Here is a 15296-nt window from a genome sequence, read left to right on the forward strand (position 1 = left end):
GTTACTCGCTTTCGGAGTCGCTACTCCAACCTTCCGGAACGTATTGTCGGAAGTCGGGGTCCTCGGAGACCGCCTCGGGGAAGAACAGCTGCTCCCCGTTCGTCTCGTAGTTCGAGATGGCATCTTGGGCCTCCGGACTGGTGATCCACCCGATGTACGCCATCGCGAGATCGTAGTTGGCGTTCTCGTGGACGCCCGGGTTGACGGCCATAATGCCGTAGGGGTTCGAGAGGATCTCCGGGCCGTCCTCGATCGGGCCCTGCACGAGGATGACGAGATCGATCTCCGACCGTTGTGAGATGAAGGTCCCGCGGTCCGAGAGGGTGTACGCGCCCTGCTGATTGGCGACGTTCAGCGCCTCGCCCATTGCGGCCCCGGTCTCTTGGTACCAGTCGCCGCCGGGCTCCGTTCCCGCGGCCTCCCAGAGATTGCGTTCCTTCGTGTGGGTCCCGGAGTTGTCGCCTCGGGAGACGAACGTCGCTTCGGCCTCCGCGATGGCGGTGAGCGCATCGGTCGCCGATCCCGTCCCTTCGATCCCCGCCGGGTCGTCCTCGGGCCCGACGATCACGAAGTCGTTGAACATCAGATCGCGTCGATTGATCCCGTACCCGTTCTGCATAAACTCGTCTTCGAGACCGCGGGCGTGGACCATCACGACGTCCGAGTCCCCGTTGCGCGCGGATTCCAAGGCCGCACCGGTTCCCTGCGCGACCGCGTCGACCACCACACCGTACATCTCCTCGAAGTCGGTGTGGATCTCGGTTAAGAGCCCGGTGTCGTAGGTACTCGTCGTCGTCGTCAGCGTGAGCGTCTCACCGCTGACACCGACCTGTTCCTCCTCGCTTTGTCCGCTAACGGAAAGCCCCGAACAGCCGGCGATTGCCGTGATCCCCGCCGCAGCGGTGGCTCCGAGAAACGCCCTCCGCGACGTTGCGTCGGTAGAGTCGGACGTGTTCTGCTCGTTCGACTGCGACCGTTGTTTCGTCATCGATACAACCGGGTTGCATCAGGGGAGACATAATGCTTTTGCTCGCCATAGGACAGGTGTGACTATGGACACGCGCCCCGCGTTCGACGCGTACATCAGCAGTGACGGCGTGACGCTCGACGATCGTGACGTCGTGCTCTTGCGTGCGATCGACCGGGAGGGATCGCTCAACACCGCAGCGGAGTCGCTCGGGCGGTCGTATGCGCACGCTCAGCGGCGCATCGTCGAACTCGAAGACGCCTTCGGCTCGCTCGTCGAACGACAGCGCGGGGGCTCCGGCGGCGGCGGCAGCACGCTGACCCAGACGGCGAGAGAGCTACTGGCCGCGTTCGAGCGAACGCGAGCGTCCTTCGAGGGCGTCGCCGAAATAGCCGAGACGGTGCTCACCGGAACGATCGCCGAACGCGACGGCGAACTCGTGACCGTCGAGACGCGGGCGGGGCCGATTCGGGCGCTCGTCCCCGAGGGGAACGGACGGGCCCAACTGTCGCTTCGAGCGGACGCGGTGACGCTCACCGATCCGGCGGACACGCCGGTCCCCGAGCACACCAGCGCGCGCAATCGATTTACCGGGACGATCGTCGGCGTGGAGTCGGGCGAACGGATCGTCCGCGTCGCGGTCGACGTGGGCATCGAAGAACCGATACTGGCGCTCGTGACCGAGGACAGTCGGGAAACGCTCGGGCTCGAAGCCGGCAGCGACGTGGTCGTCTCGTTCAAAGCCACGGCCACGCGCGGCGTCGCTGTGGAAGTGACTGAGTCGTGAGTTGTTAACTAGTTATAGTTATATCCTGATGTTCGCGTAACCGACTTTACATCGGGAATGTCGCCTGCGTCCGGATTCAAAGTCGTTATGTGACCGGCGGGGTAGTGTGTAGTAATGGAATTTCGGTCCGGGAGCGCGCGCCAGCGAGCCATCGATCTCTCGCGCGGAGAGCTCACCGGCGCGATAGGGGATTCGGTTACGGTCCTGCCGATCGTCGTCGCCGTCGCCGCACTGACCGATCTCTCGTTGGCACACCTTCTGCTGGGGTTTGGGGTGTTTCAGGTCGTCTGGGGGCTCTACTACGCGCTCCCGGTCTCGGTCGAGCCGATGAAGGCGCTGGCGGCGCTGGTCATCGCCGGTGGCCTCACAACGGGCGAACTCGCCGTCGCCGGCGTACTCGCCGGGATCGTCCTCCTCGGAGTCGGGGCGACGGGCACGCTCGCGCGACTCCAACTGTACGTCGGCCGCCCGGTGATTCGGGGCGTCCAACTTGCGGTCGCGCTGGTCCTGTTGCAGACCGGCGTCCAGTTGAGTCTCGACGGTCTCGGCTACGCGCTCGCGGCCGCCGCCGTCGTCGGCATCGCGGTCGCGTTCGGTCGGACCCAGCTGAGTTCGCTCGCCGTGCTCGCGGTCGGTGTCGCCGTCGCGCTGACGCAGACCGGACTCCCGGTGCCGCAGCTGCCGCCGATCGACGTGTCGCTTCCCGCCGCGTCCGCGCTGTCGTCATCGTCGCTCGGCGCGACCGCGGCGCAGCTCGCGATGACGATCGGCAACGCGGCGGTCGCAACGTCGCTTCTACTCTCGGATTACTACGACGCGGACGTCTCGCCCGACGAGCTCGCGACGAGTATGGGCGCGATGAACCTGCTCGCGATCCCGTTCGGGGCGATGCCGATGTGTCACGGCAGCGGCGGCGTCGCGGGGAAGTACGCCTTCGGCGCGAGAACCGCCGGAGCGAATCTCCTCCTCGGCGGACTGTACGCGATCGCCGCCCTCGTCGCCGTCGGCGTCGTCGCCGCGTTCCCGCTCGCGATGCTCGGGGTCATCCTCGTCGTGATCGCGGTCGAACTCGGACGGGTCGGCCTCGACAGCCGCGATCGACTCCTGACGGTCGGGATCGGACTTTTGGGTCTGCTGACGAACATCGGCATCGCGTTCGTCGTCGGCGTCGCGGCGTATCAGCTCCGCGAGCGTATTTGAGGACAACGCCCGCGGTGGGGAATACTCACATAGGGGACATCGAACGGAACCGCTAAACGGGTTGACTGACTATTCAATCACTAGTGTCGAACGCCATCTCGTTTCTGGACGCTCCGAACGGAACACGCGAGGAGATAATGCGCGCGACGTATCTCGCCCTCTGTGAACACGGCTACGCCGACCTCACGATCCAGCGGATCGGCGAGGTGTTTCCGAAGAGCAAATCGCTCATCTATCACCACTACGACAGCAAAGACGAACTCCTCCTCGATCTGCTCGAGTTCGTCCTCGAACGCTACGAGGCGACGCTGCCCGCGGCCGAGGCCGACGGGGCGGACGAGCGGCTGCGCGCCGTGTTTGACCACGTGTTCGCCCCGTCGTTGTCGGCTGATCGAGAGCGGTTCATCGCCGCGATGGTCGACTTGCGGGCGCAGGCGACCCACGACGACCGCTATCGCGACCACTTCACGCGACACGATCGCTTCTTCCGAGACCGAATCGCCGATATCGTCGCGGAAGGCGTCGCCGAAGGCGTGTTCGAACCGGTGAACGCGGACGCCGTCGCGACGTCTCTCCTGTCGACGATCACGGGCACGATGACGAGGCAGGTCACGACCGACGGCGTCGACATCGCGGGGCTGCGCGAACAGATCGACGCGTACGTCGACGACGCGCTCCGCGCGGGGAGTCGATGAGCCGCGGGCCGGGAGCGGAGCGCGCGGTGAACCTCACCGACGGACCGCTTTTGAAGCCGCTGTTTGTGCTCTCCGTGCCGATCGTCGTCACCAACCTCCTACAGGTGGCGTACAATTTGGCCGATACGTTCTGGGTCGGCCGATTAGGTGCCACCGCGGTCAGCGCCATCTCGTTCTCGTGGGCCATCGTCTTTCTCATCATCACGCTCGCGGCCGGGTTCACGGTCGCGGGGACGGTCCTCGTCGCGCAGAACAAGGGAGCGGGGAACCTCGATCGAATCAGCGCCGTCGCCGGGCAGACGATCGCGTTCGTGATCGCGCTGTCGATCGTCCTCTCGGTCCTCGGATACTTGCTCGCACCGCAGCTTCTCGCGCTCGTCGGCGCGACGCCCGGGACCGAGGTGTTCGAGCTCTCCGTGACCTACACGCGAACGATGTTTCTCGGGATCCCGTTCGTGTTCGGCTTCTTCATCTTCCAGTCGTTGCTGCAGGGATGGGGCGACACGAAGACGCCGCTGTATCTGATGCTGCTCGGCGTCGTGCTGAACGTCGTCATCGACCCGTTCCTCATACTGGGCTTCCGAGACAACCTCCTGTTCGAGCTCGCGGGACTCACCGCGCTGGAAGCGGAGCTGTACGCGTCGACCGGGTTCAACGGCTTCGGCGTCCAAGGTGCGGCTATCGCGACGATCGCCTCACGCGGCATCGGCGCGGTCATCGCGATCTTCCTGCTGCTCACCGGTCGCGTCGGAATCCATCTCGCACCCGCCGATTTCGTCCCGACACGAGAGACCGTCAAGACGCTCGTACGGATCGGCGCGCCGGCGAGTATCGAGATGAGTACCCAGTCTCTCGGGATCACCGCCCTCACAGCGCTCGTCGCGCTCGCCGGCGCGGAGGCCGTCGCCGCGTACGGGATCGGAACTCGTGTGACCTCGTTGGTCGTCTTACCCGCGTTGGGCCTCGCCCGCGGGACGGAGACCGTCGTCGGTCAGAACCTCGGAGCGAAACAGCCCGACCGCGCGTGGAGGGCGGTATTCGCGAGCGTCGGGATCACCGCCGCCGTTCTGGCCGCCACCTCGGCTGTGATCTACCTCAACGCCGCCTCGATCATCGGCGTTTTCATCACCGGTTCGGAGGCCGCGGCCGTCATCGAAATCGGAGCGCAGTACCTTCGCATCGTCGGGGCTACGTACGTATTCCTCGGCGTGTTCCACGTCATTCAGGGGGCGTACCGTGGAAGCGGCAGCACGCGGCTCGCGATGCTCTTCGGCATCCTCGGGCTCATCGTACTGCGTCTCCCGCCCGCGTACGGACTGTTGGTGTGGGGAGGTTTCGGGGCGACAGGCGTGTGGTACGGCATCGCCCTCGCAAACGTCGTGATGGTGGCGTTGTCCGGGCTGTACTTCCGCCGCGGGACGTGGACGGGCGGGATCGTCGACCGCAACCGGAGAGATGTAACCGATCCCGAGATCAAGTGAAGATATAGCATAATGCAATTTATATGATCGCGGTCCGACGCCGTTGATCTATCAGAAAGGAAATCTGAGATACCGTTTCGGAGCCAATATTGGCAGAGACCAATCCTCCAGCACTCCGGATTATCTGCTAGCACCCGGTAGAAATATTTATTGATCCTCAACGGACATTATTATGTAATATGGTTTACAGTCGGAACGGAGCAGATCCTTCCGCACGGCCCACGGATAGCCTCGCTCAGTTATCCGATGACCGGCTGTACCAAGCGCTCGCCTCCGAGACCCGTAGACGACTCCTATTTTTTCTTCTCGACGAAAAAGAGAGCACGGTCGAGACGGTCGCAACCGTGCTCGCGGGATGGGATGCAGACGAGACCGGGTCGATGAGCACCGCGTCGGACCGAGAACGGATCCTCATCGAACTGTCGCACAACCACCTTCCGCGGCTCGAAGCGGCGGGATTAGTATCCCACGACCGCGGAGAGGGCGAAATTCGGGTCGAATCGATTGACCCGCTTCTGGCCGCGTTGATCTCGAAAAGCGTCGATTCCGAGCAATCACCGGAACCGTGACCGAACTGCAGTCGTTACTGGATTCTATTCGAAGCCGAAACCGACGATTCACCGTCTATCGACCGACACCGGAGCAGCCCTACGAAACGTGGTTTCGTAACCACAACGTCGACGTCGAATACCGAAAACTCCCCGCCGGAAGCCCCGGGAGCTTTCTGGCTATCGAACACGACGGGGCCTTCGTCGGTGCCATCGGCTTGGACGATCTCGACACACTCCTCGAATCGCCGATCGTTCCGCCCGACCGACGTGCGGACGTTTCGGAGGGCTATCGAGTCCTCTTTGATGTGCTTTCCGATACCGTGTTCACGGCGATGACCCGCCGTGAACTCCTCGCGGTGAGTCGAGAGATCGAGGAGCGAGCCTATCGCGTGGGGTCCGGGGCGCTTTATGTGAGTTTTCAGAAATTTTCGACCTTCGAGTCACAGATTGGCGTCTATCGACACCTCGCGGCCGAGACGGATATCGAAATCCACATCTATGGCCATCCCGACTGGACGCCGCCGGAAATCGAGGGGGTAACGTATCACTGTCTTACGGGCGATCCGCGGCAACGGTACTGGGCGCTCGCGTTCAACAGTGAATCCGCCGCGATGCAGGCAAGCGGGTTGCTCGCACGGGAGGATCCGCCCGATTCATACACTGGCTTTTGGACGAACGACCCGGCACTCGTCTCGAAATTACGCGCTGGACTCACGGCGAATACCGTGAACTAACCCGAACAGCGCAGTTTGCGCCCGCAGACTGATCAGAGATCACGCCTCGTGCACGAATGGTCGCCCGTTTGCGGTCTGCGCTCGTCGGTATTCACGGGTGCGCCGGTGGCGGAGCTGCAATCACTCAGTGAGACGGATCCCCGCCCGTCTCTATCGGGTATCGAACTTGGTGCCGAACGAGTACCGCCCGAAATTGTGTCACCTAAATTGAAAATTGGGATACTAATTTAGCTGTGTATATGCTAGCATTAAGCCACTATATGCTAGTATAATACCAACTAAAGTCTAATACCCGCCCGAATTGTGATTGCAGAAGCACAGCTAAACTACCTTATTCGTACATCTACAATAACGTAAAGTGGATGCAAACACAGGGTCTCGTATGGCCACCGAAGACACCGAGCGGGCGACGGTGATGACCTACGTTCCAGTCCATCAAAAAGAGCGGTGGAGCGAACACGCAGCGCAGTTGGGGATGAGCCAGAGCGAGTACGTCCGAACGATGGTGCAGGCCGGGCGGCGGGATTTCGAGATCCCGTCTGTCGCGGGAGGGGGCGAACATCGAGACACTCTGGAAGGTGGTTCTGCGGACGCAACTCCGGGGGTTAACGGACCGAAAAGCGGGCTCCAAAATCAGGTGTTCGACGTGCTTTCGACGTCGACGTATCACTCGTGGGACGAGTTGCTCGCCGCGCTGACGGACGACATCGAAGACCGACTCGACGAGACGCTCCAAGAGATGCAGGCGGCGAACGAGATCCGATACAGCGGTCGCCACGGCGGGTACGCGCTCGCCGCCGACACGTCGGAGGATCGATGAGCGCTGAAACGACCGACGGCGACGAACTCGACGATCCGATCGGGTACTTTCTCGAGGATATGACGTATCACGGGAAGTCCGATCGGACCCGCGAGGCCTACGAACGGGTGCTCAGACGCTTTGAAGCGTTCCTCGGCGATCCCTCGCGGAACGCCCGCGGGACCAGAACAACACCCGCGGAAGCGACACACCGCGACTGCATGGCATGGGTTCATTCACTGCGGCGCTCGGACGTCGCCGACAGCACCGTCGCGACGTATGCCTCGTATCTTCACCGGTTCTACGCGTATCTGGCGCAGATCGGTGCGTTCGAATCGAACCCGATGGCGCTGGTCGTCGAGGAGATGGACGAACGCATCGATACGAACCCCTCGCGGCGCGAGATCTCCGTGCAGGCGATGTGCGAGTTCGTCTCGGGAATCGCGCATCCGCTCGATCACGCTGTCGTCGTTACCCTTCTCAAAACGGGGATGCGGGTGGGCGAACTCTGTAATCTCGACCTCCGAGACGTGGTGCTCTCACCGCCATCGAGCGAAACGCGCGATACCGCGCTCGCGGCCGTCGCAACCGAAACTGTCTCATCGCGTGCACACCTCGACGGTCGTGGTCCGTCGCTGTACGTCGCCGCGGAGCCGACTGCCGGAGAGCGCATCGCTGGAGAAGAACGCACAGCGTCGAACAAACGGAAGCGTTCGACCGTCGTGCCGATCGATCGGGAGCTCTCGGTCGCGTTACGACGCTGGCTCGCGATCCGGCCGGATACGCGTTCACCGGCCGAGCCGCTGTTTCTCAGTACTTCCGGAAGTTGGGGACGTCGACTCACGCCCGATATGGTCCATCACCTCGTCGAGGGACACGCGAGCGACGTCGGTTGGTATCGACCCGGCGGCGGGGCCGAAGAGAACGTTACCCCGCACTACTTCCGTCACTTCTTCACGACGCACCTCCGGGACCGTACTGGTGATCGTGGGATCGTCAAGTACCTCCGCGGCGACGTCGGCGGCGACATCATCGACACCTACACCCATAATTGGGGGGACCGCGTGCGCGAAACGTACGAATCTCACATTTACTCGTTGTACTGAGTCCGTCGTTGATCCGACCTGTATACTCCATAATGCTATATAAAATAGTTCGGCTGTTCGATGGCGGTATCGAGATCCGTAACCCGCCCCGTTTAAGTCCCGCGAGGCCCTCGCCCGCGTATGCACGTCGCGCTGGGCGGGACGTTCGACCCGGTTCACGACGGACACCGAGCGCTCTTCGAGCGGGCCTTCGAGTTGGGCGATGTGACCGTCGGGTTGACCAGCGACGAGCTCGCGCCGAAGACCAGACACGTCGACCGATACGTCCGGTCGTTCGAGGACCGAAAGCGAGACCTCGTGGCCGAACTGGAACCGATCGCGGAGGCACACGGTCGCGAGTTCTCGGTGCGCAGGCTCGATGAGCCGACCGGCATCGCCACCGAAGAGAAGTTCGACTTCCTGATCGTCTCGCCGGAGACCCGAGACGGCGGCGAACGGATCAACGAGATCCGTCGGCAGCGCGGCTACGACCCCCTCGAAATCGAAGTCGTCGACCACGTGACCGCCGAGGACGGCGACCGAATCTCCTCGACACGCATCGTCCGCGGCGAGATCGACGAGCACGGGAACCTCACGCCCGATCGGGACGGTCGGGGGCCCAAACGTCCGAGCGAAGGCGAATCCGAACCGCCCGGAGCGTAGCGTTCTGCGTGGAGAGGTCTGTTACTCCGTTTGTGAGCTCAAGTAGCGTTTACAACTCATTGCGCATCAGATCGAACGACAGCGTGCGGTCGCGTGAGTGAAGACGTGCAAACGCTACTAAACTGGGACGGAAGGCGTTACACCACGGCCGCGCACTCGGTTCTCATTACCACGACGGCGGCCGGAAGCCCGCAGATTCGAGGATCGGTTTCCAATGCTGTTGAACGCTGAGACGACTCACGTCCATCGCATCGGCGACGCGAGATTGCGGGCGCTCCTCGCCCGCGATGAGCGCGCCGGCGTAGAGGCTCGCCGCGGCGATCGCCCCCTTCGAGCGTTCCTCGTCGGGGATCTCCGAGAGAAACAGATCGGAGGCGACCGACCGCGCTTCCGACCCGAGTTCGAGGCGGTCGGCAGCGCGTTCGATGCGGGTCAGCCACTCCGCGTTTTCGACGCGGTCCCGAGCGCTGTACATACCACTGGGTGAGCGCCATCGCATAAGTACCCTCCGCGAGCGGAGTGAGGCCGTCCACGACCGGAGCGACAGGTTGATTTGGGAGTTCGCAGAAAGAGCAGTTGCGCGCGGGTAGCCAAGCGGCCAACGGCGCAGCGCTTAGGACGCTGTGGTATAGACCTCCGCAGGTTCGAATCCTGTCCCGCGCATCGCGAGGTCGAACGGAGTGAGACCTCGAATAACGAACGGAGATCGTACTCCGCGACGACGACTCGCTCGCGCCACGGACGGCCCAAACGACGCTTACTCGCCGCCTTCCGCCTCTAATTCGATCAGGAGCCGCTTGCTCTCCGGATCGAGATCCGCCCACTCGACCGTCGTTTCGGTCACGATCGTCTCCGGTTCGAGCGCCGGATCCGCCAACACGAGTGCCGCTGTGAGCTCCGGCGGCCGCAGTCCCGGCCCCGTCTCTCCGAAGTCCGGTGCCGCGTCGCCGACGACGATTCGGCCCACCATTCCGAAGATCTCGTGGGGCGCACAGTTCATATCGTAGACGCCGGCCGTGTCGAATCGGTACAGCCAGAACGCGCCACCGGCGAGCACCGGTGACGAAAACGGCGGCACACCCGCTGGGACGCGTCGCTGTCGGGCGAGCCCGGGATGATACGCCGTCACGGTGTGATCCGGTGTCGCTAGGTTGAATCGGACCACGTCGCCCTCGCTGATGTGGAGGCCCGTCGGCTCGAAGAAGAACTCCGGAACCGGGCGGTCGTCGCCTTCCTCCGGCGGTCGAGTAACGAGATCCACCTCGTGATCCGACTGGAGCGACGCGGGAACCGCCTCGTCGGCGGCGAGGCCGACATAGCCGAGCGTCGGGTGGATACAGTTCGGTCGCGGACATTTGGATTGCGCTTGCCCAGTGCCGTTTTCCGGAGTCGCAGTGTTCTCTTGGGATTGGGCGGCCGCCGCCCCACCCACGATCGGGAGTAGCGACGCGCCGCCGACGGTCTTGAGGACGCTTCGTCGATCCATAGGCGTGGCAACACCTACCAATCGCCGCTATTTTGTTATGGCCCAGTTGCCTGCGCGTCGAGCGGGACTGTCTTCGGTAAGATGATCGTTCCGACACCCCGTGTTAGTCGCGATGGACGACGACAGACGGTCGGCGAGATCGACGCCGCTCGAACGCGGTTATCGCTCCGGCGGTATCTCAGACCCGCCGTCGGCGGCCGTCGGCGACGGCGTCGGATCGAACTCCGCCGCCGCGTCGGTTCCGGAGATCGTGAAGTCCGAGAACAGCGACTGAAGCTCCTCGGCCCGCCCCGAGAGCTCTCGCGCGCTGCCGGCGACTTGGGTGAGCGATGCGGTCTGTTCCTCGGCGGCCGCAGACACCGTGTTGGACTCGCCGCTCACCTGCCGGGAGGCCTCCGTGACCTCGTCGATCATACTCGCGACCTCCTCGGTCGAACTCGCCTGATCGGTCGTCGCGTTGCTGATCTCTTGGACGCCGCGGTTCGTCTCCTCGATCTGAGTGGCAATCTCGTCGAGGTTCGAGAGGGCGTCGTCGATCGTCTCCGTCCCGCTTGAGACGCGATCGCCCATCGCCTCGATGTCGTCGACGGCGGTCGAAGTAGAGGATTGGATCTCGTCGATGAGGGCTTCGACCTCCTCTGTGGCCCCCGAGACCTTCCCCGCGAGCTGTTTGATCTCGGTGGCGACGACCGCGAATCCCTCGCCCGCGTCGCCGGCGCGCGCGGCCTCGATCGACGCGTTGAGCGCGAGGATGTTCGTCTGTTCGGCGATGTTCGTGATCAGATCGACGATCTCTTCGATCTCTTCGATCTCCGTGGCCAAAGAGTCGATCTCCTCGATCGTCTCCTCGGATTTTTCCTCGATCTGGCGCATCTCGCCCATCGCGTCCGCGGCCGCATCGCGACTCTCGTATCCGATCTCGGCGACCGTCTCGGAGGTGGCGGCGATCTGGTCGGCCGACGAGGCGACCTCTTCGATGGTTCCGGCGAGCCCCTGCATCTCCGAGGCCGCCTCGTCGAGCATCATCGATTGCTCCTCGGCGTCGGCCGAAATCGCCTGCACCGACTCGCTGACCTGCTCGCTGGCCCGCCGCGTCTCGGCGGTGCTGGCGGTGACCTCCTCGCTGGATTCGGAGACCTCCTCGGCGAACGATCTGATCTGCGCCACCGTCGCCTCCAGCTCGGTCATCATCTGATTGAACCCCTCGGCGATGTCCGTCATCACGGAACTTCGGCTCTCGGGGTCCATCCGCCGGGTGAAATCGCCCGCTGCGGCCGCGCTCATCGTGTGACTGAACGACGCGGCTTTCTCTTTGAGGTGCTCGCTCAGCTGTTCCGCCTCCCGCCGGGCCGCTTGCGAGTCCTGTTTCGCCTGCTGGGCCTCCCGCTGGCGCTCCTTGAGGTCGTCGACGACGCCGATCGTCCCCGTTGCGGAGATAGCGACGACGCCGATCAGGACGGCCAACAACGAGTTGCTGAAGGCGTCCATCATCGGCCCGGCCACGCCGGCCCATTCGAGGAAGATCACGCCGGTCCAGAGCACACCGACCCCCGCGGCGAAGGTGAAGTTCACCCAGAACCCCGATTCCAGCGTGGTGTCACGGTACGTCTGCACGCCGAGGCCGACGGCGCCGAGATACAACACGCAGGCGAGGAAGTCGATGAGCATAATGAGTGCGCTCATCGATCACACCTCCGAGTCCGCGGCCCCGATGGTGGTCGGATCGGCTGCTTGGCCCGCGTCGGTGTCCATCTCGGTGTCTCCGTCGCCTACCACGTGTTTGCGACGGAAGTACGCCGCCAAGAAGAACGCCAACCCGGATCCGAAGAGCCCGAAGAGGTGCTCGACGTGATTGAGCACGACGCCGAGAAACAGGTTTTCGAGGTTCGTCGCGAGCGTTGCCACGACCAACATCGCGTACCCGACGACGAACCACTTCGATTGGCTGCGGTACTGCAACAGTACCGGGATCAATCCGAGTAGCGCGATGATCGGCAGCACGAGCTTGTTCGGGTCCATTGCTTCCATTCCGGCGAACATACTCCGACAAGAATCAACCAGATATATAATTGATATTGCCTAAATATTTATATTGATACTGAATCGAAAATATCGATTCTGTGCGTCGATCTCAATAATTTCGCAGAACCGAATCTGATAACAAACTCCAGTACCGCGTCGTATTCCGGTACGTCGGGGTCGCGGTGGCGAGTTCACGAAGGTAGCTCGGTAGCACGGACGAAACGCGCGTCGCAAACGCCGGCGAGTCGGAGGCGTGACGGAGCGCTGGCCGTCAGTTGCCGTTCGCGCTCTCGGTGCTCTCGACGCCCATCGCCTCGAACAGTTTCCGTCGGACCGCCTCCTCGGTGAGCGAAAGCAGCGTGTCGCGGTTGTCGTCGCTGGTCTCGATGCCAGTGAAGATGCCGAGCGGAATCTCGACGTCGCCCTGTGTCGAGTGTCCGCCGGTCTCGCCGATTCCCTCGAACGCGTCTTCGAGGATCTTCCCGATGTTCATCCGGATGTCCTTCGAGCGTGCCGAGAGGAAGATCCGATCGTCGGCGATGCCGAAGACGGCGGTCGTCGTGATCCCCTCCAGTTTGAGGAGGTGCTGTGCGGCCTGTCCGAGCGCGTCGCGGTCGCGGATGAACCCGGCGTTCGAGACGAGGTGACTCCCTTGGACCTCGCGGTTCTGGATCGCCTCCGCGAGGACGTCGAGCGTCTCCGGAGACATCGACGGCGACTCCACCTGTTCGAGGGTGTCGTGGTTCGCGAAGGGGTAGAGATACGCCGCCGCGGTCAGATCCGCGGGCGTGGTCTCGCGCTTGAAGTCCAGCGTCTCCGAGCGGATTCCATATAGGAGCGCGGTCGCGACCGCCTCGCTGGGGGAGATGTTGAACTCTTGGAGGTACTTCGTGAGAATCGTCGACGTCGAGGAGACGTTGGGGCGAACGTCGGTAAAAGCCGCGTCGATGCCCTCGTCGGGCTCGTAGTGGTCGATGAAGATGTCAATCTCGGCGTCGATGTCGGGATCGCCGGACTTCATGTGATCGACGAGCGCGACCGCCCCATACTCCGAGAGGGGTTTGCCCTCCGAGAGCGGCACGAGTTCGATGCCGAGTAAGTTGACGAACGCGCGGTTCTCTTGGTGGCCGATCTCGCCGTCGTAGTTGATGACGGCGTCGATACCGTGCTCTCTGGCGATCGCCTGCAGCGCGACCGCCGAGGCGATCGAGTCCGGGTCGGGGCTGTCGTGCGTGAGCACCGCGAGGCCGTCGGAGGCCCCTTCGAGCACCTCCGCGAGCTGACGGGCCTTGTACTCCAACTCGCCCGATTCGAGCGATCGGAGCGCCGAGTCGGCGATGACCTCCGAGGGGTTGATCACGACGTCCGCGCCCAACTCTTCGAGTTCGTCTTCCGAGACGGGATCAGACGCGCGGACGACGACGAACTGGTCGCCGCCGCGCTCGCGGATCGCTGAGACGGCCGCTTTGTTCGCCTCAACGTCGGAGGCGAGGATCAAGACGACGTCTCTGTCCGAGACCGCCTCTGCGACGCCCGCGTCGGCGATATCGGTCTGTTGGGCGTTCAGGTCCTGATCGCGGAGTGACTCGACGCGACTCTCGTCTTTGTCGAGGATGAGAACGTCTTTTCCCTCCTCGACGAGGTCTTCGGCCACCGCATAGCCGACGCTCCCGCACCCAAGGATGGCGTAGGTGGACATCGAAGAGATAGTTACCCCGGCGCTCATTCTGCGCGCAACTCGGATCGGACGACACTTAACAGCACCCGTTTGGGCGGCATATTGCGAGCGGTTCGGAGAGATATCGCGAATCTCGCTTGCGAGGCGGTACGTCGTTCTCGCCGTGATAATCGTTCTCCGGGATCCACCCGAAAGGAAACATCTTTAATCGCGCCACCGAAACGATCGATTGCAGTGGGCCGGTAGCTCAGTCCGGCAGAGCGTCTGACTCTTAATCAGACGGTCGCGCGTTCAAATCGCGTCCGGCCCGTATTCTCGCCGCGAGCAACTCCGCGAGCGGCGAGTATCGCAACCGGTGAGATTTGAATCGTAGGGGGGCCGCGCGCAGCGGGGGAATCTGAACAATGCCACAGTGCCCCGGACGCGGACCTTTATATACGAACGAGCGGCCAACGCCCCCGTGACGTAACGAGCGTCCCGCGTCGATCCGCGGTTGCTCGGCACAGTCGACGCGGGAGGTCGGAACCGGTGGTCAAAAGCGAACCCACACGGTTCCACACTGCGGGTGCCGACTGTCAGCCCTGACCGTCAGCGACCGCTATTCTCGGCGACTGCCGTCCGACAGGCTCAGTCGCACTACTCCAGTAGCTCCTTCGTCTTCCGATGTCGCGCGCGGAACATCGGCTCGAAGCCGACCACCGCCAGCGGCGACACCGCGCCGCCGACCTCACCGCCCGGTAGCTCGTACTCGACGACGTCCTCGATGATCGTCTCCTCGCCGTCGGCGACGAACGTGTGGGTGTGAACCCACGTCGCGAACGGCCCGCCGCGCATCTCGTCGCGGAAGGCCGCCCGATCGTCGCCCTCCTCGTGGTCGACGATGACGGACGTCCACCGCTGTCGCGGACCGACGCCGAACGGCCGCATCGACAGTCGGATCTCCGACCCCGTTTCCAGCACCTCGGGGTCGGGATCGCCGTCCCGACCGGTGACCGACTCGACGCGGAGATTCATCCATCCCGGCGTCAACGCTTCCAGCCCGGAGACGCGCGAGTGGAACTCCCAGACGTCGTCGAGCGGTGCCGAAACCCGGCTCAGCCTCGAGTAGGTCGCCATAACCGAGGATAACCGCGGGCAACGCAAAAGCG

General features: G+C 63.4%; 16 protein-coding genes and 2 tRNA genes. 11 read left to right on the forward strand and 7 right to left on the reverse strand.

Annotated elements, in window-relative coordinates:
- Nucleotide 1: 1 nt before the first annotated feature.
- A complete protein-coding gene (locus U5919_RS15300; protein ID WP_336025411.1) occupies nt 2-988 on the reverse strand; it encodes an ABC transporter substrate-binding protein in 987 nt (328 codons plus the stop codon).
- Nucleotides 989-1052: 64 nt separating this feature from the next.
- Here U5919_RS15300 and U5919_RS15305 point away from each other — a divergent pair, with 64 nt between their 5' ends.
- From U5919_RS15305 to U5919_RS15345, 9 genes are all read left to right on the forward strand, one after another.
- On the forward strand, nt 1053-1754 hold the full coding sequence (locus U5919_RS15305; RefSeq protein ID WP_336025412.1) for a TOBE domain-containing protein: 702 nt from the start codon (nt 1053-1055) through the stop codon (nt 1752-1754).
- Between the two features lie 114 nt (nt 1755-1868).
- The gene (locus U5919_RS15310) at nt 1869-2954 is read left to right on the forward strand and encodes a putative sulfate/molybdate transporter (protein ID WP_336025414.1); all 1086 of its coding nucleotides are present in this window, start codon (nt 1869-1871) and stop codon (nt 2952-2954) included.
- 83 nt (nt 2955-3037) lie between these two features.
- The gene (locus U5919_RS15315; protein ID WP_336025417.1) at nt 3038-3649 is read left to right on the forward strand and encodes a TetR family transcriptional regulator C-terminal domain-containing protein; all 612 of its coding nucleotides are present in this window, start codon (nt 3038-3040) and stop codon (nt 3647-3649) included.
- On the forward strand, nt 3646-5130 hold the full coding sequence (locus U5919_RS15320) for an MATE family efflux transporter (RefSeq protein ID WP_336025418.1): 1485 nt from the start codon (nt 3646-3648) through the stop codon (nt 5128-5130). The genes U5919_RS15315 and U5919_RS15320 overlap by 4 nt, the downstream gene beginning before the upstream one ends.
- Before the next feature lie 179 nt (nt 5131-5309).
- Entirely contained in the window at nt 5310-5699 is a 390-nt protein-coding gene (locus tag U5919_RS15325) for a DUF7344 domain-containing protein (RefSeq protein ID WP_336025420.1), read from the forward strand.
- Nucleotides 5696-6415, forward strand: a complete 720-nt coding sequence (locus U5919_RS15330; RefSeq protein ID WP_336025422.1) for a DICT sensory domain-containing protein — start codon at nt 5696-5698, stop codon at nt 6413-6415. The genes U5919_RS15325 and U5919_RS15330 overlap by 4 nt, the downstream gene beginning before the upstream one ends.
- 382 nt (nt 6416-6797) lie before the next feature.
- A complete protein-coding gene (locus U5919_RS15335; protein WP_336025424.1) occupies nt 6798-7235 on the forward strand; it encodes a DUF5805 domain-containing protein in 438 nt (145 codons plus the stop codon).
- On the forward strand, nt 7232-8320 hold the full coding sequence (locus U5919_RS15340) for a tyrosine-type recombinase/integrase (protein ID WP_336025426.1): 1089 nt from the start codon (nt 7232-7234) through the stop codon (nt 8318-8320). Before U5919_RS15335 ends, U5919_RS15340 begins: the two co-directional genes overlap by 4 nt.
- Nucleotides 8321-8440: 120 nt before the next feature.
- Nucleotides 8441-8962: a phosphopantetheine adenylyltransferase gene (locus U5919_RS15345; protein ID WP_336025427.1), complete on the forward strand. Its 522-nt coding sequence runs from the start codon at nt 8441-8443 to the stop codon at nt 8960-8962.
- 166 nt (nt 8963-9128) lie between these two features.
- Here the strand turns inward: U5919_RS15345 and U5919_RS15350 are convergent, their stop codons facing one another.
- Entirely contained in the window at nt 9129-9437 is a 309-nt protein-coding gene (locus U5919_RS15350) for a transcription initiation factor IIB family protein (RefSeq protein WP_336025428.1), read from the reverse strand.
- 105 nt (nt 9438-9542) lie between these two features.
- Between U5919_RS15350 and U5919_RS15355 the strand changes: the two genes are divergently transcribed.
- A tRNA-Leu gene (locus U5919_RS15355) sits at nt 9543-9625 on the forward strand.
- A gap of 94 nt (nt 9626-9719) precedes the next feature.
- On the opposite strand, the gene U5919_RS15360 is transcribed toward U5919_RS15355, so the two are convergent.
- The 4 genes from U5919_RS15360 to U5919_RS15375 form a co-directional block, all read right to left on the reverse strand.
- On the reverse strand, nt 9720-10448 hold the full coding sequence (locus U5919_RS15360; protein ID WP_336025429.1) for a cupredoxin domain-containing protein: 729 nt from the start codon (nt 10446-10448) through the stop codon (nt 9720-9722).
- A gap of 159 nt (nt 10449-10607) precedes the next feature.
- On the reverse strand, nt 10608-12131 hold the full coding sequence (locus tag U5919_RS15365; RefSeq protein ID WP_336025430.1) for a methyl-accepting chemotaxis protein: 1524 nt from the start codon (nt 12129-12131) through the stop codon (nt 10608-10610).
- Between the two features lie 3 nt (nt 12132-12134).
- Complete coding sequence (locus U5919_RS15370; protein WP_336025431.1) at nt 12135-12488, reverse strand: hypothetical protein; 354 nt, start codon at nt 12486-12488, stop codon at nt 12135-12137.
- A gap of 253 nt (nt 12489-12741) precedes the next feature.
- Nucleotides 12742-14196 carry a DHH family phosphoesterase gene (locus tag U5919_RS15375; protein WP_336025433.1) on the reverse strand — a complete coding sequence of 485 codons (1455 nt, stop codon included), beginning with the start codon at nt 14194-14196 and terminating at the stop codon, nt 12742-12744.
- Nucleotides 14197-14384: 188 nt separating this feature from the next.
- On the opposite strand from U5919_RS15375, the gene U5919_RS15380 reads away from it, so the two are divergent.
- Nucleotides 14385-14458: transfer RNA gene (locus tag U5919_RS15380), tRNA-Lys, on the forward strand.
- A 326-nt stretch (nt 14459-14784) separates the two neighbouring features.
- Here U5919_RS15380 and U5919_RS15385 read toward each other — a convergent pair.
- On the reverse strand, nt 14785-15264 hold the full coding sequence (locus tag U5919_RS15385) for an SRPBCC family protein (protein ID WP_336025434.1): 480 nt from the start codon (nt 15262-15264) through the stop codon (nt 14785-14787).
- Nucleotides 15265-15296: the final 32 nt, after the last annotated feature.

Source organism: Halobellus sp. LT62, assembly GCF_037031285.1.
Taxonomy (GTDB): Archaea; Halobacteriota; Halobacteria; order Halobacteriales; family Haloferacaceae; genus Haloquadratum; species Haloquadratum salinisoli.